At 66.2% G+C, this 25,021-nt stretch carries 22 protein-coding genes; 10 read left to right on the plus strand and 12 right to left on the minus strand.

What is annotated here, in order from left to right:
• Positions 1–290: 290 nt before the first annotated feature.
• From BLM15_RS01100 to BLM15_RS01110, 3 genes are all read right to left on the minus strand, one after another.
• On the minus strand, positions 291–1,172 hold the full coding sequence (locus BLM15_RS01100) for an SDR family NAD(P)-dependent oxidoreductase (protein WP_126109568.1): 882 nt from the start codon (positions 1,170–1,172) through the stop codon (positions 291–293).
• A gap of 84 nt (positions 1,173–1,256) precedes the next feature.
• On the minus strand, positions 1,257–1,826 hold the full coding sequence (locus tag BLM15_RS01105; protein WP_126109570.1) for a TetR/AcrR family transcriptional regulator: 570 nt from the start codon (positions 1,824–1,826) through the stop codon (positions 1,257–1,259).
• A gap of 87 nt (positions 1,827–1,913) precedes the next feature.
• Positions 1,914–2,819, minus strand: a complete 906-nt coding sequence (locus tag BLM15_RS01110; protein ID WP_126109572.1) for a LysR family transcriptional regulator — start codon at positions 2,817–2,819, stop codon at positions 1,914–1,916.
• A 90-nt stretch (positions 2,820–2,909) separates the two neighbouring features.
• On the opposite strand from BLM15_RS01110, the gene BLM15_RS01115 reads away from it, so the two are divergent.
• Both BLM15_RS01115 and BLM15_RS01120 read left to right on the plus strand, forming a co-directional pair.
• Positions 2,910–3,833 carry a hypothetical protein gene (locus BLM15_RS01115; RefSeq protein WP_126109574.1) on the plus strand — a complete coding sequence of 308 codons (924 nt, stop codon included), beginning with the start codon at positions 2,910–2,912 and terminating at the stop codon, positions 3,831–3,833.
• Entirely contained in the window at positions 3,830–4,843 is a 1,014-nt protein-coding gene (locus tag BLM15_RS01120; RefSeq protein ID WP_126109576.1) for a DUF2891 domain-containing protein, read from the plus strand. Before BLM15_RS01115 ends, BLM15_RS01120 begins: the two co-directional genes overlap by 4 nt.
• A 12-nt stretch (positions 4,844–4,855) precedes the next feature.
• Here BLM15_RS01120 and BLM15_RS01125 read toward each other — a convergent pair whose 3' ends face one another.
• Positions 4,856–6,001: an alpha-hydroxy acid oxidase gene (locus BLM15_RS01125; protein ID WP_126109578.1), complete on the minus strand. Its 1,146-nt coding sequence runs from the start codon at positions 5,999–6,001 to the stop codon at positions 4,856–4,858.
• A gap of 200 nt (positions 6,002–6,201) precedes the next feature.
• Between BLM15_RS01125 and BLM15_RS01130 the strand changes: the two genes are divergently transcribed.
• Both BLM15_RS01130 and BLM15_RS01135 read left to right on the plus strand, forming a co-directional pair.
• On the plus strand, positions 6,202–8,403 hold the full coding sequence (locus tag BLM15_RS01130; RefSeq protein WP_126109580.1) for a glycoside hydrolase family 3 N-terminal domain-containing protein: 2,202 nt from the start codon (positions 6,202–6,204) through the stop codon (positions 8,401–8,403).
• Between the two features lie 248 nt (positions 8,404–8,651).
• On the plus strand, positions 8,652–8,855 hold the full coding sequence (locus tag BLM15_RS01135) for a cold-shock protein (RefSeq protein WP_057190882.1): 204 nt from the start codon (positions 8,652–8,654) through the stop codon (positions 8,853–8,855).
• Positions 8,856–9,029: 174 nt separating this feature from the next.
• On the opposite strand, the gene BLM15_RS01140 is transcribed toward BLM15_RS01135, so the two are convergent.
• On the minus strand, positions 9,030–9,893 hold the full coding sequence (locus tag BLM15_RS01140; protein WP_126109582.1) for a DMT family transporter: 864 nt from the start codon (positions 9,891–9,893) through the stop codon (positions 9,030–9,032).
• 84 nt (positions 9,894–9,977) lie between these two features.
• Between BLM15_RS01140 and BLM15_RS01145 the strand changes: the two genes are divergently transcribed.
• The 4 genes from BLM15_RS01145 (at position 9,978) to metH (ending at position 17,178) form a co-directional block, all read left to right on the plus strand.
• Entirely contained in the window at positions 9,978–11,432 is a 1,455-nt protein-coding gene (locus BLM15_RS01145) for an aminotransferase-like domain-containing protein (RefSeq protein ID WP_126109584.1), read from the plus strand.
• Between the two features lie 64 nt (positions 11,433–11,496).
• On the plus strand, positions 11,497–12,510 hold the full coding sequence (locus BLM15_RS01150; RefSeq protein ID WP_236846478.1) for an ArsR/SmtB family transcription factor: 1,014 nt from the start codon (positions 11,497–11,499) through the stop codon (positions 12,508–12,510).
• Complete coding sequence (gene metF / locus BLM15_RS01155; RefSeq protein ID WP_126109588.1) at positions 12,510–13,421, plus strand: methylenetetrahydrofolate reductase [NAD(P)H]; 912 nt, start codon at positions 12,510–12,512, stop codon at positions 13,419–13,421. The genes BLM15_RS01150 and metF overlap by 1 nt, the downstream gene beginning before the upstream one ends.
• Before the next feature lie 4 nt (positions 13,422–13,425).
• The gene (gene metH, locus BLM15_RS01160) at positions 13,426–17,178 is read left to right on the plus strand and encodes a methionine synthase (protein ID WP_126109590.1); all 3,753 of its coding nucleotides are present in this window, start codon (positions 13,426–13,428) and stop codon (positions 17,176–17,178) included.
• A 28-nt stretch (positions 17,179–17,206) separates the two neighbouring features.
• On the opposite strand, the gene BLM15_RS01165 is transcribed toward metH, so the two are convergent.
• Positions 17,207–18,094 (minus strand): LysR family transcriptional regulator, encoded by an 888-nt coding sequence (locus BLM15_RS01165; protein ID WP_126109591.1) that lies wholly within the window; start codon positions 18,092–18,094, stop codon positions 17,207–17,209.
• Positions 18,095–18,211: 117 nt separating this feature from the next.
• Between BLM15_RS01165 and BLM15_RS01170 the strand changes: the two genes are divergently transcribed.
• Entirely contained in the window at positions 18,212–19,411 is a 1,200-nt protein-coding gene (locus BLM15_RS01170; RefSeq protein ID WP_126109593.1) for an MFS transporter, read from the plus strand.
• Between the two features lie 201 nt (positions 19,412–19,612).
• On the opposite strand, the gene BLM15_RS01175 is transcribed toward BLM15_RS01170, so the two are convergent.
• The 4 genes from BLM15_RS01175 to gstA form a co-directional block, all read right to left on the minus strand.
• Positions 19,613–20,077 carry a hypothetical protein gene (locus tag BLM15_RS01175; RefSeq protein WP_126109595.1) on the minus strand — a complete coding sequence of 155 codons (465 nt, stop codon included), beginning with the start codon at positions 20,075–20,077 and terminating at the stop codon, positions 19,613–19,615.
• A 180-nt stretch (positions 20,078–20,257) separates the two neighbouring features.
• On the minus strand, positions 20,258–21,967 hold the full coding sequence (locus BLM15_RS01180) for a Na/Pi cotransporter family protein (RefSeq protein ID WP_126109597.1): 1,710 nt from the start codon (positions 21,965–21,967) through the stop codon (positions 20,258–20,260).
• Positions 21,968–22,264: 297 nt separating this feature from the next.
• The gene (locus BLM15_RS01185) at positions 22,265–22,654 is read right to left on the minus strand and encodes a nuclear transport factor 2 family protein (RefSeq protein WP_126109599.1); all 390 of its coding nucleotides are present in this window, start codon (positions 22,652–22,654) and stop codon (positions 22,265–22,267) included.
• Positions 22,651–23,262 carry a glutathione transferase GstA gene (gstA, locus tag BLM15_RS01190; RefSeq protein WP_126109601.1) on the minus strand — a complete coding sequence of 204 codons (612 nt, stop codon included), beginning with the start codon at positions 23,260–23,262 and terminating at the stop codon, positions 22,651–22,653. The genes BLM15_RS01185 and gstA overlap by 4 nt, the downstream gene beginning before the upstream one ends.
• A gap of 125 nt (positions 23,263–23,387) precedes the next feature.
• Between gstA and BLM15_RS01195 the strand changes: the two genes are divergently transcribed.
• Positions 23,388–23,753 carry a winged helix-turn-helix transcriptional regulator gene (locus BLM15_RS01195; RefSeq protein WP_126109603.1) on the plus strand — a complete coding sequence of 122 codons (366 nt, stop codon included), beginning with the start codon at positions 23,388–23,390 and terminating at the stop codon, positions 23,751–23,753.
• Between the two features lie 10 nt (positions 23,754–23,763).
• On the opposite strand, the gene BLM15_RS01200 is transcribed toward BLM15_RS01195, so the two are convergent.
• Positions 23,764–24,234 carry a VOC family protein gene (locus BLM15_RS01200; RefSeq protein ID WP_126109605.1) on the minus strand — a complete coding sequence of 157 codons (471 nt, stop codon included), beginning with the start codon at positions 24,232–24,234 and terminating at the stop codon, positions 23,764–23,766.
• A gap of 205 nt (positions 24,235–24,439) precedes the next feature.
• Positions 24,440–24,784 (minus strand): GrrA/OscA1 family cyclophane-containing rSAM-modified RiPP, encoded by a 345-nt coding sequence (gene grrA, locus BLM15_RS01205; protein WP_126109607.1) that lies wholly within the window; start codon positions 24,782–24,784, stop codon positions 24,440–24,442.
• Between the last annotated feature and the right edge of the window lie 237 nt (positions 24,785–25,021).

Here is a 25,021-nt window from a genome sequence, read left to right on the forward strand (position 1 = left end):
AGCTCGTCTCGCGGTGCCCGTCGCTTCGAAAGAGGCGGCGGGTTTTTTCATTATGGGTCTAACTCGAGATGCGCGTCAATCACCTCGAGTTAGGTTTAGTTCGATTTTTTACCGCCCGAGCTAAGTGAGGGTGTTTCACACGCCTTTCTTGCGCTCCCCGAGTTCTGCTTTGCTAGCCTATTGTCGCGCTCGTGATGAGGTGAGCCACTGCCAGCGGAATCGAAAAGCCCGCGCTCCGGAGACCGGGCGCGGGCTTTTTCTTTTGAAGGGCCTTAACGCTCTCTCCCGATCTACGCGCGTGCCTCCACGCCAAGCAGCTTTTGCAGGGCCACGAGATCGGTCCCGACGAAATCCGAGGAGCGGCTGACGTCCGCCCATTCTGCCGCCTCTTTCTGCCGCTGTGCCTCGGCCTGGGCGAGGACGAAGAGGGCGTCGCTGCCGAGGACGAGATGGGCCGGCAGGGTCTCGCGCCGGCTGAGATCGAGGATGATCCCGGCGATCCGCTCGGGATCGCCGATCTCGTTGCCGACATAGGCTTTCAGCAGGTCGAGCACGGCGCCGACGCTGGGCTGGTAGTCCGGCATCACGGTCGGCGCATTGCCGCGGGCGATCTCGCCCCAGCCGGTGCGCATGCCGCCGGGCTCGACCGAGACGATCTTGACGCCGAACGGTGCGACCTCCTTGGCGATCACCTCGGTGAAGCCGCCGACCGCCCATTTCGCCGACTGGTAGGCGCTGAGGCCGGGCGTGCCGGTGCGTCCGCCGACCGAGGAGATGTTGATGATATGGCCGGCGAGCTGGGCCCGCAGCACCGGCAGCGCCGCGCGGGTGAGGTTCACGACGCCATAGAAATTGGTCTCGATCTGGGCGCGGAAGCTGTCGTCGCTGGTCTGCTCGAAGGCGACGGCGTGGCCGTAGCCGGCATTGTTCACGAGCACGTCGAGCCGGCCGAAGGTGTCGATCGTGACGGTCACGGCCACGTTCGCGGCCGCCATGTCGGTGACGTCGAGCGCGAAGGAAAGCAGCGTGTCGGGGTAGCGGGCCTCGAGATCGGCAAGGCGGCCGGGTTCGCGCGCGGTCGCGACGACGTTGTCGCCCGCGGCGAGGGCCGCTTCGGCGATCGAGCGGCCAAGGCCGCGGGCGGCGCCGGAGATCAGCCAGGTCTTGGTCATGAGATGTCCTCTCGATATTGTGAGTGAGTGCTTGCTCATTTAAATCAATTAAAAAGGGCCCAAGCGGTCCTTCCTCAGCGGGTGTCAGGCGGAAATGCCGTCCCAGAAGACCGCGAAGCCGGTCTTCCTGTAGTGCTCGTGCCGGTTCGGCTCCTGCGCGATCAGGTCGAGCGTCATCGTGCCCAAAGCGTCGAGGACGGTGCCGATGAAGCTCTGCGGCTGGTCCTTCAACACGCGATCCCGGTGACCCTGCTCGAACAGGGCGCTGATCTCGGCGAAGGCGACGGCTGACTTGCTGCGGGTCTCCTGGGTGATCCGGTCGGAGACGGCGAGCTGGCGCAGCGCCTTGCGCTTGGCGGGATATTTCGCGCCCCAGTCGATGAAGCCGTTCCAGAAATGCTCGAAGCGGTCGCGGACGCTGCCATCGCGCGGATAGGAGGGCACGGTGAGCTTGGCGAAGTCGGTCTTCAGCTCGAGATAGAGCTGGTTGAGCAACTCGTCCTTGTTGGCGAAATAGGTGAAGAGCGTGCCCTCGGCGAGCCCGGCCTCCCTGGCGATCTTGGCGGTTGGCGCGCCGGTGCCATGCTCCGCCACCAGCTTGCAGGCAGCGGCCAGGATCGCTTCACGCTTCGCTTCGCTGAGGGGACGGGCCACGGGTCGCTTCAATCAAAATGAGTGAGTGATTGCTCATTCATCTGGATGCGATGAATGCGAGTGTCAAGACTGCCAGCGCTTGTTTCCTTAAAGCGCGCGCCCGACCCGCTCGACCGTCGCCAGGAACCAGGACAGGGCCGGGTCGCTTGTGGCGCGGCGGCTATGCAGCAGGTCGATCGCGAAGGGCGAGGCGTCATAGGGCAGGGGAATGAGCGTGACGCCGGCGATCGTGGCGAAGCGCGCGGCGACACGCCTTGCCATGGTCGCGACGAGATCGGTGCCGGCAACAGTGAAGGGTACGGCGACGACATGGGCGAGTGTGACTGCGATCCGGCGCCTGCGGCCCTCCATGGCGAGGACGGCGTCGACCACGCCGGGCGATCCGTCGCCGCCGGCGGCGGAGAACAGCGCGTGCGGTAGCCTGAGGTACTCGTCGGCCGTGAGCGGCACGGCGTGCGTCTTGTCGCGGATGCAGACGAAATCCTCCTCGAACAGCCTGTGCCTGACGATGCGGCCTGAGTCCGGCAGATGGCCGCCGATGAGCGCGTCGACATCGCCGCGTTCGAGGGCGGCCAGACTCGCGGCGGCATCGGCGATCGGCCGGACGATGAGATCGATGCCGGGTGCCTCCTGTCGCAACAGGGCGACCAGCGCCGGCACGACGACGAGGTCGCCATAGTCGGTGACGGCGATGGTCAGGCGGCGGCGTGCGGTCGCGGGATTGAAGGCGATGTCCGGCGCGAGCGTCTCTCTGATCCGGGCGAGCGCCTCGCCGATCGGCCGGGCCAGTGCCAGCGCCCTGGCGGTCGGCTGCATGCCCGCGGCGGTGCGGATGAAGAGCTCGTCGCCGAACAAGGCGCGCAGGCGCGTCAGGGCGCTGCTCATCGAGGGCTGCGCCAGGCCGATGCGCTGGCCGGCGCGGGTGACGTTGCGCTCCTCCAGCAGCGCCTCGAAGGCGACGAGGAGATTGAGATCGATGGCAGCTAAATTCATCTGAGCAATAGTACAGATAGTAAAAATCGATTTCCACAATGTTGTGCGAGCTGGTGAAAGGGGCGGGCTTGAAACGACCGGACGAGGCGCATGCGAGCATCCCTGTCGCGCCTTGTGCCGCGCGGCCCGACGATCCTGGCGCTCGGCGTTCTGGTCGGCCTGGCCTTTCCGGCGCTGGCGGAGCTGGTCCGGCCGTCGATGCCGGTGATGATCTTCCTCATCGTGCTCGGCACGCTGCTGCGGACCGATGGCCAGGCCGTCATCGCCGTGCTCGGCCGGCCTGCGCTTTCGGTTCTGCTTCCCGTCACAGTCATGGTCGCGTGCCCGGTCCTGATCGGCCTTGTCGCACACCGTCTCGGCCTCGGCGCCGAGCTTGCGCTCGCCCTCGTGCTGGCCACCGCGGCGCCGCCATCGAGCGGCACGGCGGCGGTGGCGCGGATGCTTGGGCTCGACGGCACGGTGCCGCTTGCGGTGACGCTGCTGTGCATGGCGCTCGCCCCACTCACCGTGCCGCTGCTCGCCGGCTGGTTCGGCGGGATCGGGCTCAGCGCCCTCGACCTCGCCTTGCGCCTGGCCTTGCTGGTCGGCGGCGCGGAGGGCGTCGCCCTGCTGCTGCGGCGCTTTGCCGGATCGCAACTGCACAGCCACGGCGAAGCGATCGACAGGACCGTGGTCGCGGCGCTGCTCGTCTTCGTCGTCGCCACCATGGCGGGCGTGCGCGCGCAGATCGAAGCGGATTGGCAAAGTGCGCTGCTCTGCCTCGTGCTCGCCTTCGCCTGCAATCTTGGTCTGCAGGGAGCGGGGGCTGCCTTGCTACCCGGCGCGCTCGCCGAGCGATTGACCGTCGGCCTCATCCTCGGCAACCGCAATGTCGGGCTGGTCTGGTCGGCGCTCGGCGCCGCGGCCTCGCCGCGCATGGCGCTGTTCTTTGCGGCGACGCAGTTGCCGATCTATCTCACCCCACGCCTGATCGACATGATCATCAGCTACGCCAGAGCAAGGAAGCCATCATGACCGCTGCCCGTTTGACGGAAGAGCTCGCGCTCCGTTTCGCCCGCATCGCGCTCGGGCATGTCGGGCGCGAATATCCCAACAAGCCGGATCATACGCTGGCTGGGCCGGAGGATGCGCTGACCCCGCGCGAGCTGCATCCGATCTTCTATGGCAGCTATGACTGGCATTCCTGCGTCCACAGCTACTGGATGCTGACGCGGCTGCTGCGGCGATACCCCGGCTTCGAGGCGGCCGCCGATATCCGCGCTTTGTTCGACGCGCAGCTGACGCCGGAGAAGGTCGCGGTCGAATGCGCCTATCTCGCCGCTCCGACCGCGCGCGGCTTCAAACGCCCCTATGGCTGGGGCTGGCTGCTGAAGCTGGCAGCGGAATTGAGCCTGCTCGACGACAAGCGCTGGTCTGAGAACTGCGCGCCGCTGGCCGAGGTCTTCGCGCAGCGCTTCCGCGACTTCCTGCCGCTCGCGACCTATCCGGTGCGGGTCGGGACGCATTTCAACACCGCCTTCGGCCTGCGCATGGCGGCGGATTACGCAACCGCGACGGCGGATGGCGAGTTCGCAACACTGCTGGGCGATACGGCCTTGCGCTGGTATGGCGACGATATCGATTGCCCGGCCTGGGGCGAGCCGAGCGGCGACGATTTCCAATCCTCGGCCCTGATCGAGGCCGAATGCATGCGCCGCCTGCTGGCGCCGGAGGCATTCCTGCCCTGGTTCGACCGTTTCCTGCCGAGGCTGGAGCGCCAGGAACCGGCGGCGCTGTTCCGGCCCGCGACCGTTTCGGATCGCAGCGACGGCAAGATCGCGCATCTCGACGGGCTGAACCTCAGCCGCGCCTGGTGCTGGCGGGCGCTGGCCGGCGCGCTGCCGGAAGGCGATGCCCGCCGGGCGGTCGCGAAGACGGCTGCAGCAGAGCATCTCGCTGCGGGACTTCCGCATATCGCCGGCGACTATATGGGCGAGCACTGGCTCGCCAGCTTCGCCGTTCTGGGCTTGGAAGAGGAGGCCTGAGCGCGAGCAGCCTCAGGCTTTGCCCTTCACGAGGATGTTGGCGTCGACATCGTGGATGTCACGCTTGCCGCAGAGGGCCATGGTGATGTCCATCTCCTTGCGGATGATGTCGAGGGCGAGCTTGACGCCCTCTTCGCCCATGGCGCCGAGCCCATAGAGGAAGGCGCGGCCGATCAGCACGCCGCGGGCGCCGAGCGCCACCGCCTTCAGCACGTCCTGGCCGGAGCGGATGCCGCCATCCATCCAGACTTCCATGCGCCCGCCGACCTGCTCGACGATACCGGGCAGGGCCGCGATCGCGGAGACGGCGCCATCGAGCTGGCGGCCGCCATGGTTGGAGACGATCAGCGCGTCGGCGCCGCTCTGGGCCGCGAGCTCGGCGTCCTCGGCATCGAGGATGCCCTTCAGGATCAGCTTGCCGCCCCAGCGGTCCTTGATCCATTTGACGTCGTCCCAGCTTAGCGTCGGGTCGAACTGCTCGGCGGTCCAGGAGGAGAGCGAGGAGAGGTCGCCGACGCCCTTGGCATGGCCGACGATGTTGCCGAAGCTCCGGCGCTTGGTGCCGAGCATGCCCATGCACCAGCGCGGCTTGAAGGCGAGGTCGATCAGGTTGGCGAGCGTCGGCTTCGGCGGCGCGGAGAGGCCGTTGCGGATGTCCTTGTGGCGCTGGCCGAGGATTTGCAGGTCGAGCGTCAACATCAGGGCCGAGCAGCCGGCCGCCTTGGCGCGGTCGATCAGGCGCTCGATGAAGTCGCGGTCGCGCATCACATAGAGCTGGAACCAGAACGGCTTGTCGGTGTTCTCGGCGATGTCCTCGATCGAGCAGATGCTCATCGTCGAGAGCGTGAAGGGAATGCCGGCCTTGGCGGCGGCCTTGGCGGCGAGGATCTCGCCATCTGCGTGCTGCATGCCGGTGAGTCCGGTCGGCGCAATCGCGACCGGCATCGAGACGTCCTGGCCGATCATGGTTGTCGCCAGTGTGCGGTTGGTCATGTCGACGGCGACGCGCTGGCGCAGCTTGATCCCGGCGAAGTCGCTCTCGTTGGCGCGGTAGGTGCTCTCGGTCCAGGCGCCGGAATCGGCGTAGTCGTAGAACATGCGCGGGACGCGGCGCTTCGCCAGCAGACGCAGATCTTCGATGGTCAAAGGCTGGGCCATGGTCGCCAAATCCCGCATTTTCTCCGCGTCCCCGGTCGCATGGAACGGGACGGGAGGCAACCGGGGAGGCCGCGCGCCCTGGCATATCGGCCACGCTTCAGCTCGTGTTCATCGCGTTGCGGCGATGGGGGCGGTTGAGCCCGGCGGCCCGATCCTGTAGGGCCGCTTATCCCTTCCGTCCGTTCAGCGAGACATCTCTCATGCTTCTGCGGCTCGTCGCTGCATTCCTGTTCTGCGGCCTTGCGACCTTCGCCCATGCGCAGCAGCAGGGCGTCGGCTGGAAGCAAGGCCGTGAGGCCGCCGAGATCGAGGGCAAGATCAATGCCCTCATCGGCAGGATGACGCTGGAGGAGAAGGTCGGCCAGCTCCACCTCTCCGGACGCGGCGAGGGCTTCGACGTCAACCAGGTCAAGGCCGGCCGCATGGGCGCGGTGATGAACTTCGTCGTGCCGCAGGAGGTCCGGCAGGTCCAGGAGGCTGTCAGACAGTCGCGCCTCAAGATCCCGCTGATCATCGGCCTCGACGCCGTCCACGGCTTCTCGACCTATTTCCCGCTGCCGCTCGGCCAGGCTTCGAGCTGGAATCCGCAGCTGATCGAGCAGGCGGCCTATTGGACCGGGCGCGAGGCGCGCGCCGCCGGCGTCAACTGGACCTTCGCGCCGATGGTCGACATCTCGCGCGATCCGCGCTGGGGCCGGGTGCTGGAGGGCGCGGGCGAGGACGCCTATCTCGCCAGCGTCATCGCGGTGGCGCGCACCCGCGGCTACCAGCGCGGCGGCGTGGCGGCGAGCGTGAAGCACTTCGTCGGCTATGGCGCGGCCGAGGGCGGGCGCGACTACAACTCGACCTGGATCCCGACGAGCCAGCTGCACGATCTCTTCCTGCCGCCGTTCAAGGCCGCCTTCGATACGGGCGCGATGACGGCGATGGCGGCGTTCAACGCGCTGAACGGCATGCCGGCCACCGCCCATCGCGGCATGCTGACCGACCTGCTGCGCGGGCAATGGGGTTTCCGCGGCTTCGTCACCTCGGATTTCGGCTCGATCACCGAACTGCGCCTGCACGGCATCGCCAAGGACGATGCCGAAGCCGCGCGCAAGGCGCTGCTCGCCGGCATCGACATGGACATGATGGGCGATGTCTACCACAAGCACCTCGCCAATGAGGTGAAGGCCGGCCGCGTGCCGGTGAAGGCGCTCGACGAAGCCGTCCGGCGCGTGCTGCGGGTCAAGTATCATCTCGGCCTGTTCGAACAGCCGGATGTCGATGTCGCCGCGGCGCCTTCCCTGATGCAGACCGAAGAGGCGCGCAAAGTCGCGCGGCAGGCGGCGCGCGAGGGCGTGATCCTGCTCCGGAACGACAAGCGGACGCTGCCGATCGCGCCTTCGGTCAAATCGGTCGCGGTGATCGGCGCCATGGCGGTGCCGGAGGATGAGCGGGTCTGGACCGATCCGGCCGGTTTGGGACGCCGCGTCGTCCAGCCGCTGCCCGAGGCGCTGCGCGAGCAGCTGCCCTCCGATGTCACGGTCGCTTACGAGCCCGCCTTCGCCAAGAATTGCGGCACCGAGTTCAAGGACAAGGACGCCGCACTGAAGGCGGCTGCTGCCTCCGACCTGATCGTCGCTATGCTCGGCGAGGACTGCGAGTTCATGGGCGAGGGCGCCTCGCGCACCGATCTCGGCCTGCCTGGCGTGCAGCAGGAGCTGCTCGAGGCGCTGGTCGCCACCGGCAAGCCGGTCGTGATGGTGCTGGCGACGGCGCGGCCGCTGGTCCTCACCTGGGCCGACAAGCACGTCGCCGCGATCGTGCAGACCTTCCATGGTGGTACCGAGGGGCGCGCCGCGATCGCCGAGGTGCTGGCGGGCAAGGTCAATCCGGCGGGACGCACGCCGATGAGCTTCCCGCGCTCGGTCGGGCAGATCCCGGTCTATTACGACCAGTTGCCGACCGGGCGGCCGCAGAAGATCCGCCAGCGCTACGAGTCGATCTACATGGACGAGGCCAATGAGGCGCTCTACCCGTTCGGTTTCGGCCTGTCCTATAGCCGCTTCGCCTATGCCAATCCGCGGGTGACGAACGGCCGGGTGCCGTTCAACGGCGCGACCGAGGTCGCTGTCGACGTGACCAATCAGGGCGATCGCGACGGCCAGGAAGTCGTACAACTTTATATCCGCCAACCGGTGGCGGAGCGCTCCCGCCCGCTGCGCCTGCTCAAGGGCTTCGACAAGGTCGTGCTCAAGGCCGGCGAGACCAAGACGGTCAAGTTCCGATTGGAGGGCAGAGCACTCGGCGCCCATGATGATGCCGGCCGCTATCAGCTCGATCCCGGCACGATCGAGGTTTATCTCGGTGGTTCCTCGCTGGCTGCAGCGAAGACGGAGTTCGAGCTTACTCGACCCTAGCGCCGGTGGCGATCCCTCTACACTGCAAGCCGATCGGTAAAACTGTCTCGATCATGAAATGAGAGATGGCTTTATTGAAAAGCTTGTTTCGAACCGATTGGTTCCGGCTCTAGCAGACGTAACGGAAGCTGCCGTCGCTTTCATCTCGACAAGCTTGCGTTTTCGGTCAATCCTTGCTGCGCGGGGCCTTTTCGACGTCGATGCCGAGGGGCTCCGTTGCGACCACGGATGCTCCAAGGGATGCGGCGATGGCGACCGGAACCGTCAAATGGTTCAATACCGAGAAGGGCTACGGCTTCATTCAACCTGCTGATGGCGGCAAGGATGTGTTTGTGCACATCACGGCCGTCAAGGAAGCGGGCCTGATGTCCCTGACCGAGGGACAGAAGCTCTCCTTCGACCTGAAGACCGAGCGCGGCAAGACCGCTGCTGGTGACCTGAAGCTGCTCTGACGCAGCTGCGGGCATGATAGAGGTGACGAAGGCTGCGCCTGCGGCAGTGAAGACTGCGCCCAAAGCCGGCAGGCTCGTCGCCACATTGACAACCGGTCCCGACCGGCACGGCGGCCACGCGTTCTTGACGGAGCGCGCTGCCGCCCTCGATTTCGACTTGTTCGGTGTTCCGCTCTAGCGCGCGTAGCGCCGGGCACCAGCCACGCAGAGGACGACGGCGGCCGAGGTCGCGACCATCTGCCAGCCGACCGTCTCGCCGAGCAGCAGGCCAGCCAGCGCCAGGCCGAAGAAGGGCTGCAGCAATTGCAGCTGCCCGACCGCGGCGATGCCGCCCTGGGCGAGGCCGCGATACCAGAAGACGAAGCCGATCAGCATGCTGAACAACGAGACATAGGCCAGGCCCAGCCAGGCGCCGCCGCCGGCTTGGGCGAAAGAGACCGGCAACGTCATCAGCGTCAGGCCGGCCATGATCGGCAGCGAGATGACGAGCGCCCAGGAGATCACCTGCCAGCCACCGAGATGGCGCGAGAGCCTGCCGCCCTCGGCATAGCCGAGACCGCAGATGATGACCGCGGCGAGCATCAGGAGGTCGCCGATCGGGGAGGCAGCTATCCCTTGCGTCCAGGCGAAGCCGACGACGCAGAGGCTGCCGAGGATGGCGAAGAGCCAGAAGGCCGGGCGCGGGCGCTCGCCGCCGCGCAGCACGCCGAAGATCGCGGTTGCGAGCGGCAGGAGACCGATGAAGACGATCGAATGAGCGGAGGTGACGTGCTTCAAAGCCAGCGCGGTCAGCAACGGAAAGCCGACGACGACGCAGAGTGCGACCACGGCGAGCGGCACGAGGTCGGCAGGGGCAGGCCGCTTCTGGCGCAGTGCCAGCAGGAGGGCCAGCCCGAGCAGGCCGGCGATGGCGGCGCGCGCGACGGTGAGGAAGAGCGGATCGAAATCGGCGACGGCGACGCGGGTCGCCGGCAGCGAGCCGCTAAAGATGACGACACCGATGAAGCCGTTGAGCAAGCCGTTCGCAGTCCGGTCCATGATACCTCCTGAGGCTGGCCTGCATGCGGTGAGGGCCTGCAGATTTCCAGAGACAGTCCGGTACAGTTCGAGCAAACTGTGCTGATGCTGAAGGCAGGACAGATTAAGGATTCCGTCGATTCTGCGGCCGCCGGCGACACGCTCGTCGGGCGCGTCATGGCGACGATCCGGCAACGGATCGCCGGGCGAACCCTGGCGCCGGGGGCGAAGCTGCCCTCGATCCGCGGGCTGGCCGAGAGCATGGGCGTCTCGAAGTCGACCGTGGTCGAGGCCTATGAGCGGCTAGCGGCAGAAGGGGCGATCCATGCAAGGCGAGGCTCGGGCTTCTATGTCCGGCGGCTGCCGCCGCTCTCGCTCGCCGATGTCGCGCCCAGGCTGGACCGGGCCGTCGACCCGCTCTGGATCTCCAGGCAGTCGCTGGATGCCGGTGTCGGGAGCCTGCGACCAGGCTGTGGCTGGCTGCCGCCCGACTGGATGCCGGAAGCCTCGCTCCGCCAGGCGCTGCGCCGGCTCAGCCGGGCCGAGGCCGGGACATTGGCCGAATACGGCACTCCGCTCGGCCTGCCGGCGCTGCGCCATCTGCTCGCCCATCGCCTCGCGGAGCGCGGCGTCGAGGCTTTGCCCGACCAGATCGTCCTGACCGAGTCGGGCACGCAGGCGATCGATCTCGTTTGCCGCTTCCTGCTCGAGCCCGGCGATACCGTGCTGGTCGACGATCCCTGCTACTTCAATTTCAATGCGTTGTTGCGCGCGCATCGGGCGAAGATCGTCAGCGTGCCCTATACGCCGTCGGGGCCTGATCTTGCGCTGTTCGCGCAGGCGCTGACCGAGCACCGGCCACGGCTTTACGTCACCAATTGCGCTTTGCATAACCCGACCGGCGCGACGCTGTCGGCCGCGACTGCACACCGTTTGCTCAAGCTCGCCGAGGAGGCCGGGCTGACAATCGTTGAGGATGACATCTTCGGCGATCTCGAACCGGAAGCGGCGCCGCGGCTTGCCGGGCTCGACGGACTGGAGCGGGTGATCCAGATCGGCAGCTTCTCGAAGACGCTGTCGGCTTCGGTGCGCTGCGGCTACATCGCGGCGCGGCGAGACTGGATCGAGGGGCTGATCGATCTCAAGGTCGCGCTCTCCTTCGGTGGTGGGCGGCTCGCGGCCGAGCTGGTGCTCGACCTGTTGAAGGACGGCAGCTATCGCCGGCATGTCGAGGCGCTACGCCAGCGCCTGGGTCGAGCCATGGCGGAAACGCGGGGCCGGCTCGCCGAACTCGGCATCGAGCCCTGGCTGACGCCGCGCGGTGGACTGTTCCTGTGGTGCCGCCTGCCGGGCGAGCTCGACGGCGCCGAGATTGCCCGGCATGCGCTGGGCGAAGGGGTCGTGCTCGCGCCGGGCAACGCCTTCAGTCTGTCGCGGACGGCGCGGCATTTCATGCGTTTCAACGTGGCGCAGGCCGCTGATCCCAGGATTTTCACGGTGCTGCGCGATGCGATGCGGGCCGCTTCCACAGGGGGTGGAGAGGTTCGCGAGGGCTTGTAATGCGAGCGGTTCTGACATAAAGATATCTTTATATCTTTCACAGAGAAATCGAGACCGCTCGCAAGTGACCCGCCCCTCCCATCATTCGCTGCCGACCTTGCTGGCCTGCCTGCGCGCGGCGGGCGAGGAAACGCGCCTGCGGATCCTGGCATTGCTGGCGGAAGGTGAGCTCTCGGTCTCCGATCTCACCGACATTCTCGGCCAGTCGCAGCCGCGGATCTCGCGCCATCTCAAGCTGATGGCGGAGGCCGGGCTGCTGCGCCGCTCCCGCGAGGGCGCGTTCGCCTTCTTCCGGCTCGACGACGGGACGGCGGGCGGTGCCTTGGCGCTGACGCTCGCCCGCGATCTCGATCCCGCCGACCCTGTCCTGGCGGCCGACCGCGAGCGCCTCACCGCGGTGCGTGCGAGCCGAGCCGCCGCGGCGCAATCCTATTTCGCCAATGTCGCGCGGGAATGGGACCAGCTGCGCTCGCTGCATGTGCCGGATGCAGCCGTCGAAGCGGCTGTCGAGGCCGCGGTCGGCGAGACACCGATGCAGGCGCTGCTCGATCTCGGCACCGGCACCGGGCGCATGCTGGAGCGGCTGGCGCCGAAGGCTGCGCGCGCCGTCGGCGTCGACGCCAGCCACGCCATGCTGGCGGTGGCGCGGGCCAATCTGGAGAAGGCGGGGCTGTCGCGGGTCGAGCTCCGGCAGGGCGACATCTATGCGCTGCCCTTCGCGCGCGGCTCCTTCGACCTGGTGATCGTGCACCAGGTCCTGCATTTCCTCGACGACCCGGCGCGCGCACTGCGCGAGGCGGCGGCGCTGCTTTCGCCCGGCGGGCGGCTGATCCTGGTCGATTTCGCCCCGCACGAGATGGAATTCCTGCGCACCGAGCACGCCCATCGCCGGCTCGGCTTCGAGAAGGACGAGATCGCCGCCTGGTTCGCGGAAGCGGGCCTCGAATGCGATCTCGCCGAGGAGGTCACTGCTCCGGACGGGGCTTGCGGCCAGCTTGGCGTCATGCTCTGGCGCGGGCGCGACCGGCGCCTCCAGGGCGATTTTCCGATTCGTCAGTTCGATCGTGAGGTTGCGTGATGAACGCGTTCCGCCCCAGCCGCCACGGCTCGCGCCGCCCGCGCGTCTCCTTCGAGTTCTTCCCGCCGAAGAACGAGGAGATGGAGGTCAGCCTGTGGGAGAGCGTGCGCCGGCTCGAGCCACTCGGGCCGGCTTTCGTCTCGGTGACCTATGGTGCCGGTGGCTCGACCCGCGAGCGCACGCACAATACCGTCAAGCGCATGGTCGACGAGACCGGCCTGAAGCCGGCGGCGCATCTGACCTGCGTCTCTGCGACCACGGACGAGGTCGACGAGGTCATCCGCGCCTATTGGGCGGCGGGCGTGCGTCATATCGTGGCGCTGCGCGGCGATCCGGCCGGCGGCCTCGGCAGCACCTATGAGCCCCATCCGCAGGGCTATCACCAGACCTCGGACCTCGTCGCGGGCATCCGCAAGGTCGGCGATTTCGAGGTCACGGTTTCGGCTTACCCCGAGAAGCATCCCGAGGCGGCCTCGCTCGATGCTGATATCGATGCCCTGAAGAAGAAGGTTGATGCCGGTGCGACCCGAGCGATCAGCCAGTTCTTCTTCGATAACGACGTCTATTTCCGCTATCTCGACAAGGTTCGCGCTAGGGGTATCGAGATCCCGATCCTGCCGGGCATCGTCCCGGTGCAGAACTTCAAGCAGACGGCGAATTTCGCCCGCAAGACCGGGGCGAGCGTGCCGCAATGGTTGGCCGACCGCTTCGAGGGGTTGGAGGACGACGCTGCGACCCGCCGTCTCGTCGCTGCCGCCGTCTGCGCCGAGCAGGTGCTCGACCTGATCGACCGCGGCGTCTCCGACCTGCACTTCTACACGATGAACAAGGCCGACCTGGTCTATGCGATCTGCCACCTCGTCGGCCTGAAGCCGGAGAAGGCGCAGGCGCAGCAGGTGGCGGCGGAGTAGCCTGATGTCCGACTACAAGCCCACTCCCGTCGACGGCGCCGAGATCGAGCGCGCCCTGCGCCAGGCCGCCTCCGAGCGCATCCTCATCCTCGATGGCGCGATGGGAACGCAGATCCAGGACCTGAAGCTGACCGAGGCGGATTTCCGCGGCGAACGCTTCAAGGGCTGGAACCACGACCTCAAGGGCAATAACGACCTGATCGCGCTGACGCTGCCGGACGCGCTGCGCGACATCCATCTCGCCTATTATCGGGCCGGCGCCGACATCGTCGAGACCAACACCTTCTCCGGCACCTCGATCGCCCAAGCCGATTACGGCATGGAAGCGATCGTCTACGAGCTCAACGTCGCCTGCGCCCGGTTGGCTCGCGAGGCGGCCGAGATCGCGCGCAAGGAGGACGGCCGCCGCCGCTTCGTCGCCGGTGCGATCGGCCCGACCAACCGCACGCTCTCGATCTCGCCCGACGTCAACAATCCCGGCTTCCGCGCCGTCACCTTCGACCAGGTGCGCGAATCCTATGCCGAGCAGGTGCGCGGGCTGATCGACGGCGGCTCCGAGCTGCTGCTGATCGAGACGATCTTCGACACGCTCAACGCCAAGGCCGCGATCGTCGCGATCCAGGAAGTCTTCCGCGAGAAGGCGATGAAGCTGCCGGTGATGATCTCCGGCACGATCACCGACCTCTCCGGCCGCACGCTCTCGGGCCAGACGGTCGAGGCCTTCTGGAACGCGGTGCGCCATGCCGCTCCGCTGACGATCGGTCTCAACTGCGCCCTCGGCGCCCGTGAGATGCGCGCCCATATCAAGGACATGTCGCGCGTCGCCGGCACCCTGGTCTGCGCCTATCCCAATGCCGGCCTGCCCAACGAGTTCGGCCTTTATGACGAGCGGCCGGAAGCGACCGCCAAGATGCTGGCCGAGTTCGCCGATGCCGGCTTCGTCAACATGGTCGGCGGCTGCTGCGGCACGACGCCGGGCCATATCCGCGCCATCGCCGAGGCCGTCGCCGGCAAGGCGCCGCGCTGCGTGCCCGAGCCCAAGCCCTATCTCAGGCTCGCGGGCCTGGAGCCGTTCACGCTCGACGAGACGATTCCGTTTGTGAACGTCGGCGAGCGCACCAACGTCACCGGTTCGGCCAAGTTCCGCAAGCTGGTGACCAATGGCGACTATGCCGCCGCGCTCGACGTGGCGCGCGACCAGGTCGCCAATGGCGCGCAGGTCATCGACATCAACATGGACGAAGGCCTGCTCGATTCCGAGAAGGCGATGACCGAGTTCTGCAACCTGATCGCCTCGGAGCCGGATATCTCCCGCGTGCCGATCATGGTCGACTCGTCGAAGTTCCATGTCATCGAGGCGGGCCTTAAGACGATCCAGGGCAAGCCGATCGTCAATTCGATCTCGATGAAGGAGGGCGAGGAAGCCTTCCTCGAGCATGCCCGCATCTGCCGGCAATACGGCGCCGCGGTGGTGGTCATGGCCTTCGACGAGACCGGCCAGGCCGACACCTATCAGCGCAAGATCGAGATCTGCACCCGCGCCTACAAGCTGCTGACCGAGGTCGCGGGCTTCCCGCCCGAGGACATCATCTTCGATCCGAACATCTTCGCGGTCGCGACCGGCATCGAAGAGCACGACAACTACGGCAACGACTTCATCAACGCGACCCGCACGATCCGCGAGACGCTGCCGCATGCGCATATCTCCGGCGGTGTCTCGAACCTGTCCTTCTCGTTCCGCGGCAATGAGAAGGTCCGCGAGGCGATGCACTCGGTCTTCCTGTACCATTGCATCAAGGTCGGGATGGACATGGGCATCGTGAATGCCGGCCAGCTTGGCAGCTACGATGACCTCGATCCCGAATTGCGCGAGCTCTGCGAGGACGTCGTCCTCAACCGGCGCAAGGATTCGACCGAGCGCCTGCTCGACGCCGCCCCACGCTTCAAGGGCGACGGCTCGACCGTCTCGTCTGGCAAGGATCTGGCCTGGCGCGAGGCCGACGTGCACGAGCGCCTCAAGCACGCGCTGGTCAACGGCATCACCGAGTTCATCGACCGCGATACGGAAGAGGCGAGGGCGCAGGCCGACAAGCCGCTTCACGTCATCGAAGGTCCGCTGATGGCCGGGATGAACGTGGTCGGTGACCTGTTCGGCGCCGGCAAGATGTTCCTGCCGCAGGTGGTGAAGTCGGCCCGCGTGATGAAGCAGGCCGTCGCCTATCTGATGCCTTACATGGAGGAGGAGAAGCGCCTCAACGGCGGCGGCGAGCGCTCGGCGGCCGGCAAGGTGCTGATGGCGACGGTGAAGGGCGATGTCCACGACATCGGCAAGAACATCGTCGGCGTCGTGCTCCAGTGCAATAATTACGAGGTTATCGACCTCGGCGTGATGGTGCCGACGCAGAAGATCCTCGACACGGCGCGCAAGGAGAAGGTCGACATCATCGGCCTCTCCGGGCTGATCACGCCCTCGCTCGACGAGATGGTCACCGTCGCCTCCGAGATGGAGCGCGAGGGCTTCGACATCCCGCTCTTGATCGGTGGTGCGACGACCAGCCGCGTCCATACGGCTGTAAAGATCCACCCGGCCTACAACCAGGGCCAGACGGTCTACGTCACCGACGCCTCGCGCGCCGTCGGCGTCGTCTCCAGCCTGCTGTCGCAGGAGCAGAAGGGTCCTTACGTCGAGGGCATCCAGGCCGAGTACGAGAAGGTCGCCGCCGCGCATCGCCGCTCGGAGGCCGACAAGCAGCGCCTGCCGCTGGCGAAGGCCCGCGCCAACGCCTTCAAACCGGACTGGACCGGCTACCAGCCGCCGAAGCCGACCTTCCTCGGCACGCGCGTCTTCCGGACCTATGATCTTGCGGAGCTCGTGCCGCTGATCGACTGGACGCCGTTCTTCCAGACCTGGGAGCTGAAGGGCCGGTACCCCGCCATCCTCGAGGACGAGAAGCAGGGCGAGGCGGCGCGCGCGCTTTGGGACGATGCGCAGGCGATGCTGAAGCGTGTCGTCGAGGAGCGCTGGTTCAATCCGAAGGCGGTTGTCGGCTTCTGGCCGGCGAACGCGGTCGGCGACGATATCCGCCTCTATACCGGCGAGAGCCGGCAGGAGACGCTCGCCACCTTCCACGGCCTGCGCCAGCAGCTCTCCAAGCGCGACGGCAAGCCGAACATGTGCATCTCCGACTTCATCGCGCCGGAAGGTATCGAGCGGCCCGATTATGTCGGTGCCTTCGTGGTGACGTCGGGGGCGGAGGAAGAGCGCATCTCGGAGAAATTCGCGCGCGACAACGACGATTACCGCTCGATCATGGTCAAGGCGCTGGCCGACCGCATCGCCGAGGCCTTCGCCGAGCGCATGCACCAGCGCGTGCGCACCGAATTCTGGGCCTATGCGCCGGACGAGGCCTACTCGAACGAGGACCTGATCCGCGAGGAGTACCAGGGCATCCGGCCGGCGCCGGGCTATCCGGCCCAACCCGACCATACCGAGAAGGCGACCTTGTTCGAGCTGCTCCAGGCCGAGCGCCGCGTCGGCGTCAAGCTGACCGAGAGCTATGCGATGTGGCCGGGTTCCTCGGTCTCGGGCCTCTATCTCTCGCATCCGGACGCCTATTATTTCGGCGTCGCCAAGGTCGAGCGCGACCAGGCCGAGGATTATGCGGTCCGCAAGGGCATGGATATCCGCGAGGTCGAGCGCTGGCTCTCGCCGATCCTGAACTACGAACCGAGCGCCTATGCGGAGGCGGCGGAGTAACCGCCGTCTCGCTGCGAGCGCGGGGAGGTCACGCGGCCAGGAATTCCTCGGCGGCGAAGTCGACGAAAGCTCGCAGTTTTGGCGAGGCGTAGCGGCTGGCGGGCCACATCACGCTGAGCTTCGTCTGCACCTCGACATAGCTGTCGAGAATGCTAACGAGCGAGCCGCGCTGCAATTGTTCGGCGACGGATAGATCGGGAACACAGGCTATGCCGAGCCCGCTCTCGGCGAGGCCGATTTGTGCTTCGAGCGCGTTCGTCACCACGCTGATGGGGATATCCACCTGCACGGGCTCACCTTTGCTGGACAAGGGCCATTGGGCGAGCTTGCCGGTGGAGGCGTAGCGATAAACGACGCGAGAATGCCGGGCGAGATCCTCCGGCGTTTCCGGTGTTCCCATCTGACGAAAATAGTCCGGTGAACCGACGATCACTTGGCGGAAATAGCCGAGCGTGCGGGTCATCAGCCGGGAGTCGGCATGCTCTCCGGTGCGGATCACCACATCAAAGCCCTCGCCGATCACATCGACTATCCGGTCGGTGGCATCCAGTTCGAGCTCAACCTCCGGGTAACGTCGTTTGAACGCGGCGAGTTTCGGCATGGGCATCATGCTCATCGACGGCAGGCTGACACGCAGCTTGCCTTGCGGTGCCGTTTGGCTCTGTGACAACTCCAGCTCGGCGGCCTCGTATTCGCAGAGAATGCGCCGGCAGCGTTCGAGGAAGATCGCGCCCTCCGGCGTCAGCGTGACGCTGCGCGTCGAACGGTGGAACAGCCGTGCGCCAAGCCGGTCCTCCAGGCGTGCTACGGCCTTGCTGACGGCCGATGCCGAGATGCCGAGCTTACGGCCCGCTTCGGTGAAACCACCGGCATCGGCCGCATGCACAAAGGCGAAGAGCGCTCCAAGGCTATCCATATCGCGATCGCTTATGCATGACGAAAATGTCCAAAGTATTGTGAATTGTGTCCTATTTTTCGGCCATTGGGAACCAGCTACCTCAAGCGCCGGCACATCATTGAAAGCGCTCTATCCATGACATCCGCGACGAACACGATATCAGCTGGCTCGACCGATGCGAGGCTGCCGCTAGGAGGCCTGCTGGCGCTCGCCATGGCGGCCTTCATCACACTGCTGACCGAGATCCTGCCATCGGGCCTCCTCCCGCAGATGGCTGAGAGCCTTGGACAATCCGAGGCACTGATCGGCCAGCTCGTCACCGCCTACGCGGTGGGCTCGCTCGTCTCCGCCATTCCCCTGACGATCGCCACGCAGAACTGGCGGCGGCGTACGCTGCTGCTGATCGCCATCGGTGGTTTTGCTGTCGTCAACACGGTGACGGCGATCTCCGACAGCTATGCCGTCACGCTGGTCGCCCGTTTCGTCGCGGGCATGAGTGCGGGGCTGCTCTGGGCACTGGCGGCCGGCTATGCCGCGCGGATGGTGCCCGAATATCTGCAGGGGCGCGCGATCGCCATCGCCATGGTCGGAGCGCCGCTCGCCCTCTCGCTCGGCATTCCGACGGGAACCTTCCTCGGCACGCTTCTGGGCTGGCGCTGGACCTTCGGCGTGATGAGCGGGCTGACGGTGCTCCTCGTCTTCTGGGTTCTGGCCAAGGTGCCCGATTTTCCCGGCCAGAAGCGGGGGCAGGAATTCGGGCTGAAGGCAGTCTTCACGCTGCCGGGCGTCCGGCCGGTACTGTTCGTGGTCTTCGCCTATGTGCTCGCCCACAACACCCTCTACACCTATATCGCGCCCTTCCTCGAGCCGGCTGGTATCAAGGACCGGACCGATGTCGTGCTGCTGGTCTTTGGTGTCGCGTCGCTGCTCGGCATCTGGATCACGGGTGTGTTGATCGATCGCTGGCTGCGCGAACTGGTTCTTGTGAGCATCACGCTGTTCGGCTTTTCCGCCTTGGCGCTCGGCATCGCCGGAACGGTGCCGGGGGTGATCTATGGTGCGGTCGCCGTCTGGGGGCTGGCATTCGGCGGGGTTGGGACACTGTTCCAGACCGCGTCGGCCAAGGCGGCCGGCCATGCGGCCGATGTCGCGCAGTCGATGCTGGTCACGACCTGGAATCTCGCGATTGCAGGTGGCGGGATCGTCGGCGGATTGCTGCTGAGCGGCCTTGGCGTTGCGCCTTTTCCGTGGGTGCTGGCGGCGCTTCTGATCGCTACATTCGTGGTCGCATGGGCCGCGAAGAGCCATGGCTTTCGAGCGGCCACACCCAGATAACTCCCATTGGTGCCGTGAACGGGCAGGCGCGGGGAACCCTCTCCCGGAGGGAGAGGGCAGGGTGAGGGGTAGGCCGTTTGCCCAGTTCCGCGAGGCCTGACAGCACGGTCGGGTTCAGGCTCACGTTTCCAGTCCGAACACCTCACCCCTACCCCTCTCCTTCCAGGAGAGGGGATCCCGCGCCCTTCCGACAAAAACCTCTCACCCGCCGCAGCGCTGCGCCATTACGGCAAAGCCCTTCTGTCCGCCGGCGAGCGGGAAGCTCTGGGTCTCGCCCTCGATGCGGAGCGTCAGGCTCTGGCCTTTGCGCAGCACGGACTGGAGCGCGGGCGTCAGCGTCGTCGTCGCCTCGAGGTGATTGCCCATCTCGTCGCTGATCAGCTTCATGCTCAGGTCGGCCTGCCCGCCGCTCGACGACAGTTTGGCGGTCGTGACGGTGCTCTCCTTCATGCCTTCCTTGAAGAAGGGGACCCGCACGGTCAGGCTCTTGCTGGCGAAATCGCATGAGAAGAACAGGCGCTGATCGTCGGTCTGCGGCATCTCATAGGCGACGACGATGCCTTCGCCATCCTGCCGGATCCCCCAGCTCAGGCCGTCCTTGGCCAGAGCAGTGGCGGTCTGGAGTGCCAAAGCGGGCGCCAGCAGGAAAATCGCCTTCGACGTCATGACAGCTGTCCTCATATCCGGTAGTCGCCGCGCCCTTGCGCCGAGCAGGCGCCAATTCGCGTGTTGCATCGCCATTGCGGCTGCTCGGTTTCGCTTGCAATCACGACAAAAAATCGAGCGGACAAAAGCAAACAGGCCGCCCGAAGGCGGCCTGTCCACAACCCGGTGATGTCAACCTGTTCAGGCCGGCACGGCGGCGGCGTCGAAACCGCCGGCTTCCCGGGTCTGCTTGCTTGGCTCCGTCACCGGCACGACACGCGAGACCGAGCGGCGCTCTTCATCGATGCGCTCGATCAGGAAATAGGCGCGTTCGGCGGAGCCGAGCAGCGCCAGGATCGCGCCACGCTCGACCCAGGGCAGCTCGGCGCCGAGGCGCAGGCAACGCTCGCGGACAGCCGTGAGGGCGGAGATGCGCGGCTCGGCCGCGGCGGAGACGATCGGCCCGTCCTGCCCGACCGGCACGATGGCGCGCATCGCCTCGGCGACCTGATCGACAACGCTGTCGACGATCTCGCGGCCAGGTGCGCCGAAGGGCTGGCGCTCGATGCGGCGGGCGATCTGGTAGAGCGTCTCGCCGAGGCTCGCGGTGAAGTCCTCCTCCTCGATCAGGCTCGCGACGAGATCGGCGCGGGCATAAGGCATCTCGGAGGTGAACATACCGGAGGTGTAGGCGCGGATGTCGCGGTTGAGCACGTCGATTGCAGTGTAGAGCTCGTCGCTCTTCTCCGGCGCATCCGGCTTGTTGCGGGCGATGTCGAGGAAGAGATGCGCCGCCTGGAGATAGCGACCGGTCTCCTGCTGGATGTTCGCGACGGCATGGCCATGATCGGTCGCTTTGGCGAGGAAACGCGGCTGCGAGTAATCCTCGCGCTCGTCCGTCGCCGTGGCGCCGACCTTCATCAGGACGCGCTCGAAGACGCCGACGAAGGGGAAGAGCAGGACGGTGTTGAAGATGTTGAAGAAGGTCGAATAGAGGCCGATCGCGACCGGGATGAGCGGGAAGGTTTCCTTGCCATCCTTGATGACCGGCACGCTCGGATCGCCGCCGAACCATTGCATCGCCCAGGTCAGCACGTCCATCGAAACGAAGAAGAGCGGGATGGTGATTGCGACGCCGATGATGTTGAAGGAGATGTGGGCGTAGGCGGCGCGCTTGGCGTTCTTGGTCAGGTTGAGCGAGGCCATCCAGGAGGTGATGGTGGTGCCGAGATCCGCGCCGAGCGAGAAGGCGACCGCGGTCTTCCAGTCGAGGATGCCGGCGGCGCCGAGGCCCATGACGATGCCGATCGTCGCCGAGGAGGAGTGGATCATCGCGGTGATGCCGGCGGCGATCAGCACGCAGTAGAGCAGGCCGATATAGCCGTCGGCCTTGAGCGAGGAGATGACGCCCATCACCTCCGGCATCGCGCGCAACGGGCGCAGGCCGCCGGTCATCAGGTTGAGGCCGTAGAAGATCAGCGCGAAGCCCATGCAGGCGAGCGCGATGTTCTTCACCTTGTCGGTCTTGGCGAAGATGTGCACCAGCGCGAAGATGCCGGCGAGAAACAGGCCGAGCGGGCCGAGCGGCAGGGCGATCAGGCCGTTGCCGAGCGTCGTGCCGATATTGGCGCCCATGATCACGCTGATCGCGGGCCGCAGGCCGATCACGCCGGCGTTGACGAGGCCGACGACCATGACGGTCATCGCGGTCGAGGACTGGATGATGCCGGTGATGAAGGTGCCGGCCAGGACGCCCTTGACCGGCGTGCCGGCGATCTTGGCGAGCAGCGCCCGCATCTTGTTGACGGCGAGATTCTGAATGCCGTTGCTCATGAATTCGAGGCCGAGCATGAAGATGCCCAGGCCACCGATCACAGGCACGATTACCTGCGTGAAGATATCGACTTGCATGCTCTCGACTCCGTCAGGGGCGCTGCAGCGCTTTTCGGTCGGTCGGCACGGTCAAGGCTGTCCTGGCGAGCATCAGCCCGCGCAATCCTTGTGGAGCACGCGCGATGACTTCGGCCGACGTCCCCACCAACCTCGGCAAGTCCTAGGCAGGTCGTGCGACAATCGGGTGACTATGCGGCACTGCACCTGACGGCGAGAGCAACTGGTGCGATCTTCGATCTTTCGGGTCGCAATCACAGCAGCGTCGCGCCTTCCGGTTGCAGCCGAAAGGCACGCGCTTGACTGTGGAAGTCGATCTCAGGCTGCAGGTTCGTCGAGATCGAAGTGGAAGACCTTGGCGATGAGGCGCCAGTGCCCGTCGAGCCTGACGAAGCTCAGAAGATCAGTGAAGCGCTTGGGGCCGATCGCGCATTCGACGCGGGCGAAGGCGGTCACCGGGCCGGCGAATTCGATGGAGAGGATGCGGTCATGGCGTGCCTCTCCCCGGCTGGCCGGGGAGGGACGTCTTTCGACCATGGGCAGGTAGGTATCCATGGTCAGATGGGTGAGGCTGCCCTCGCTGGCGCAGGCGTAGATCGCCTGCGGATGGAAGACCCCGGCGAGCTTGGCGGCATCGCTGTGGTAGAGGCCGTCGAAATAGCGCGTCAGCACCTCGACGAGTTCGGCATAGCGGGGGTCGGCTCTCACTGGAGCAGACCCTCGGCGCGCATCGCCTCCTGTACGCTGGTGCGGGCGCCAATCCGTTCCATGAAGGCGCGCAGCTTCGGGAAGGCGTCGAGCGGGACGCCGCGGCTATCCGACCAGTTGACGATAGTGAAGAGGTAGCCGTCGGCGACGCTGAAGTGCTCGCCGAGGAGATGCTCCCGGCCGTCTGCGAGCAGGCCTTCGATATAGGTGAGTTTCTTGGCGACGCGGGCCCGCGCAGCAGTCTTGCCGTCCTCGGTGGTGTCGGGGAGGAAGAGCGGCGTGTAGGCCTTGTGCAACTCGCTACCGATATAATTCATGACCTCCTCAAGCCTGATGCGCGCGAAGCTGCCGGGTTTGGGGGCCAGATCGAGACCGGGCGCGAGGTCGGCGATGTAGCGGGCGATCACCGCGCCTTCGGTCAGCACGATGCCGTCTTCGAGTTGCAGCGCCGGCACATAGCCCTTCGGGTTGACGGCGGCGTAATCGGCGCCGGTCTCGGTCCGACCAGCGAGAAGATCGACCTTCTCCAGGGTGATGGGCAGGCCGGCCTCGCGCAGGGCGATATGGGGCGAAAGCGAGCAGGCACCCGGCGAGTAGTAGAGCTTCATGGCGGTTTCCTCATCCGCGTTGACGATGGCGGAGAGGTAGTCGGAAGCAGTTACGTCTGTATACGGGGTAACTTGTCGTAACTGCGTTTTCCGGTATCCTCCCGGTAACTGGAGAGCTGATCGCAATGGCCTTGAAGCTCAGGAAGAACCGCGCTGCGGCGCAGCCCGAGACCTGCAATGTCGGCGCCTGCATGCAGGTGCTCGGCGGCGCCTGGACGCCGAACGTGATCTGGTTCCTGAGCGGCGGGCCGCGCCGTTTCGGGGAGCTGCGCCGCGATATCCCGGCGATCTCGGCCAAGATGCTGAGCGCGCGCCTGCGGGCGCTGGAGTCGAAGGGCGTTGTCCAGCGCAAGGTGGTGCCGACCACCCCACCCTCGACAGAATATGCGCTGACCGAGCTCGGGCAGGAATATGTGCCGGCGATCCTTGCGATCGCCGAGGTCGGCGCCAAGCTGAAGGCACAGGCCGCGGTGCGAGCGCAAGCGGCCTGAGAGCCGGGACTCAGCCCTTCGCCGCGGCTTCCAATCCGGCGATGTCGAGCTTGACCATCTTGAGCATTGCCTCGGCGACGCGCTTGGCCTTGGCGCGATCGGGATCGCGCACGAGCTCGCCCAGGCGCTTGGGCGTGATCTGCCAGGACAGGCCCCAGCGGTCCTTGAGCCAGCCGCACTGCTCGAACTTGCCGCCTTCGCCGAGCGCCTCCCAGAGCCGGTCGACCTCGGCCTGCGTCTCGCATTCGATCATGATCGAGAAGGTGTGGTTGAAGGCGTCGGAGCGCGAGGCCTCGAAGGCCTGGTAGCGCTGGCCGTCGATGGTGAAGGTGGCGATCTTGACGCTGCCGGCCGGTCCGCTCGGCGATTCCGCCGGCAGGGCACCGGTCCATTCGAGCGCGGAGTTCGGGATCAGCGAGGTGTAGAGGCTGATCGCCGCCTCCATGTCCCTATCGAACCAGAGATTCTGGATGACCTTCATCGCCATGCTCCTTGCTGCGCCATCAAGCCAGAGATTGGCCTGTCACCTCAAGGACGAACGCGAGGAGAAGGTTCCGACAAGGGCGGGGCGATTTTTCCCGAGGAGCGTTGGGACCGCGAGGCTGAGGGTGCCTCATCCCTTTTTGCTCCTGCTCACACCTCAGTCTGCATGAAGCGGCCCCGCTTCACAGCGGGGCCGCTTTGTCTCACCAGCGATCGTAGCGGGGGCGACCATAACCGTCGCCATATCCGCGCCGATAACCGTAACCGCCGCCGTAGCCGCCATAACCACGTCCATAGCCGCGCCCGTAACCGCCGCCATAACCGCGCCCGTAGCCGCCACCGCGGCCATAACGCTGGCGATCCATGTTGTTCTGGATGATCTGCATCCGGCGCAGCTTCGCGTCGCTGGCGGTGAACTCGGCCGGCAGTTTGTCGAGTTGCTGCGCGGTCGCCGAGGGAAGCGATCCGTTGAGCTCGGCCGCAGACGCGGTGCTGACCGCCGTGGCGGAGCCGATGAGCAGGGCAGCGGCGATCAATAGATGTCGCATGAAAGGTCTCCTGATTTGTTGAGGCGATGATCGCGGTGGCAATTGCAACGCCACCTGAACGGAATTGTTCGCTCTCGTTCAGCGAACGCGCGGGCCAAGCGGCTACTTTGGGCACGACGCGAGGGCCGCCAGCCGAATCTGTCCGCTCGCGGACGATGGTCGAAAGAAGGTTGCCGAAAGGTTGCGGCGCTTGCGAAAGCGAGTTCGGTGCCCGATGCGCGTCACAGGGCGGAGTGG

Source organism: Bosea sp. Tri-49, from assembly GCF_003952665.1.
GTDB lineage: Bacteria > Pseudomonadota > Alphaproteobacteria > Rhizobiales > Beijerinckiaceae > Allobosea.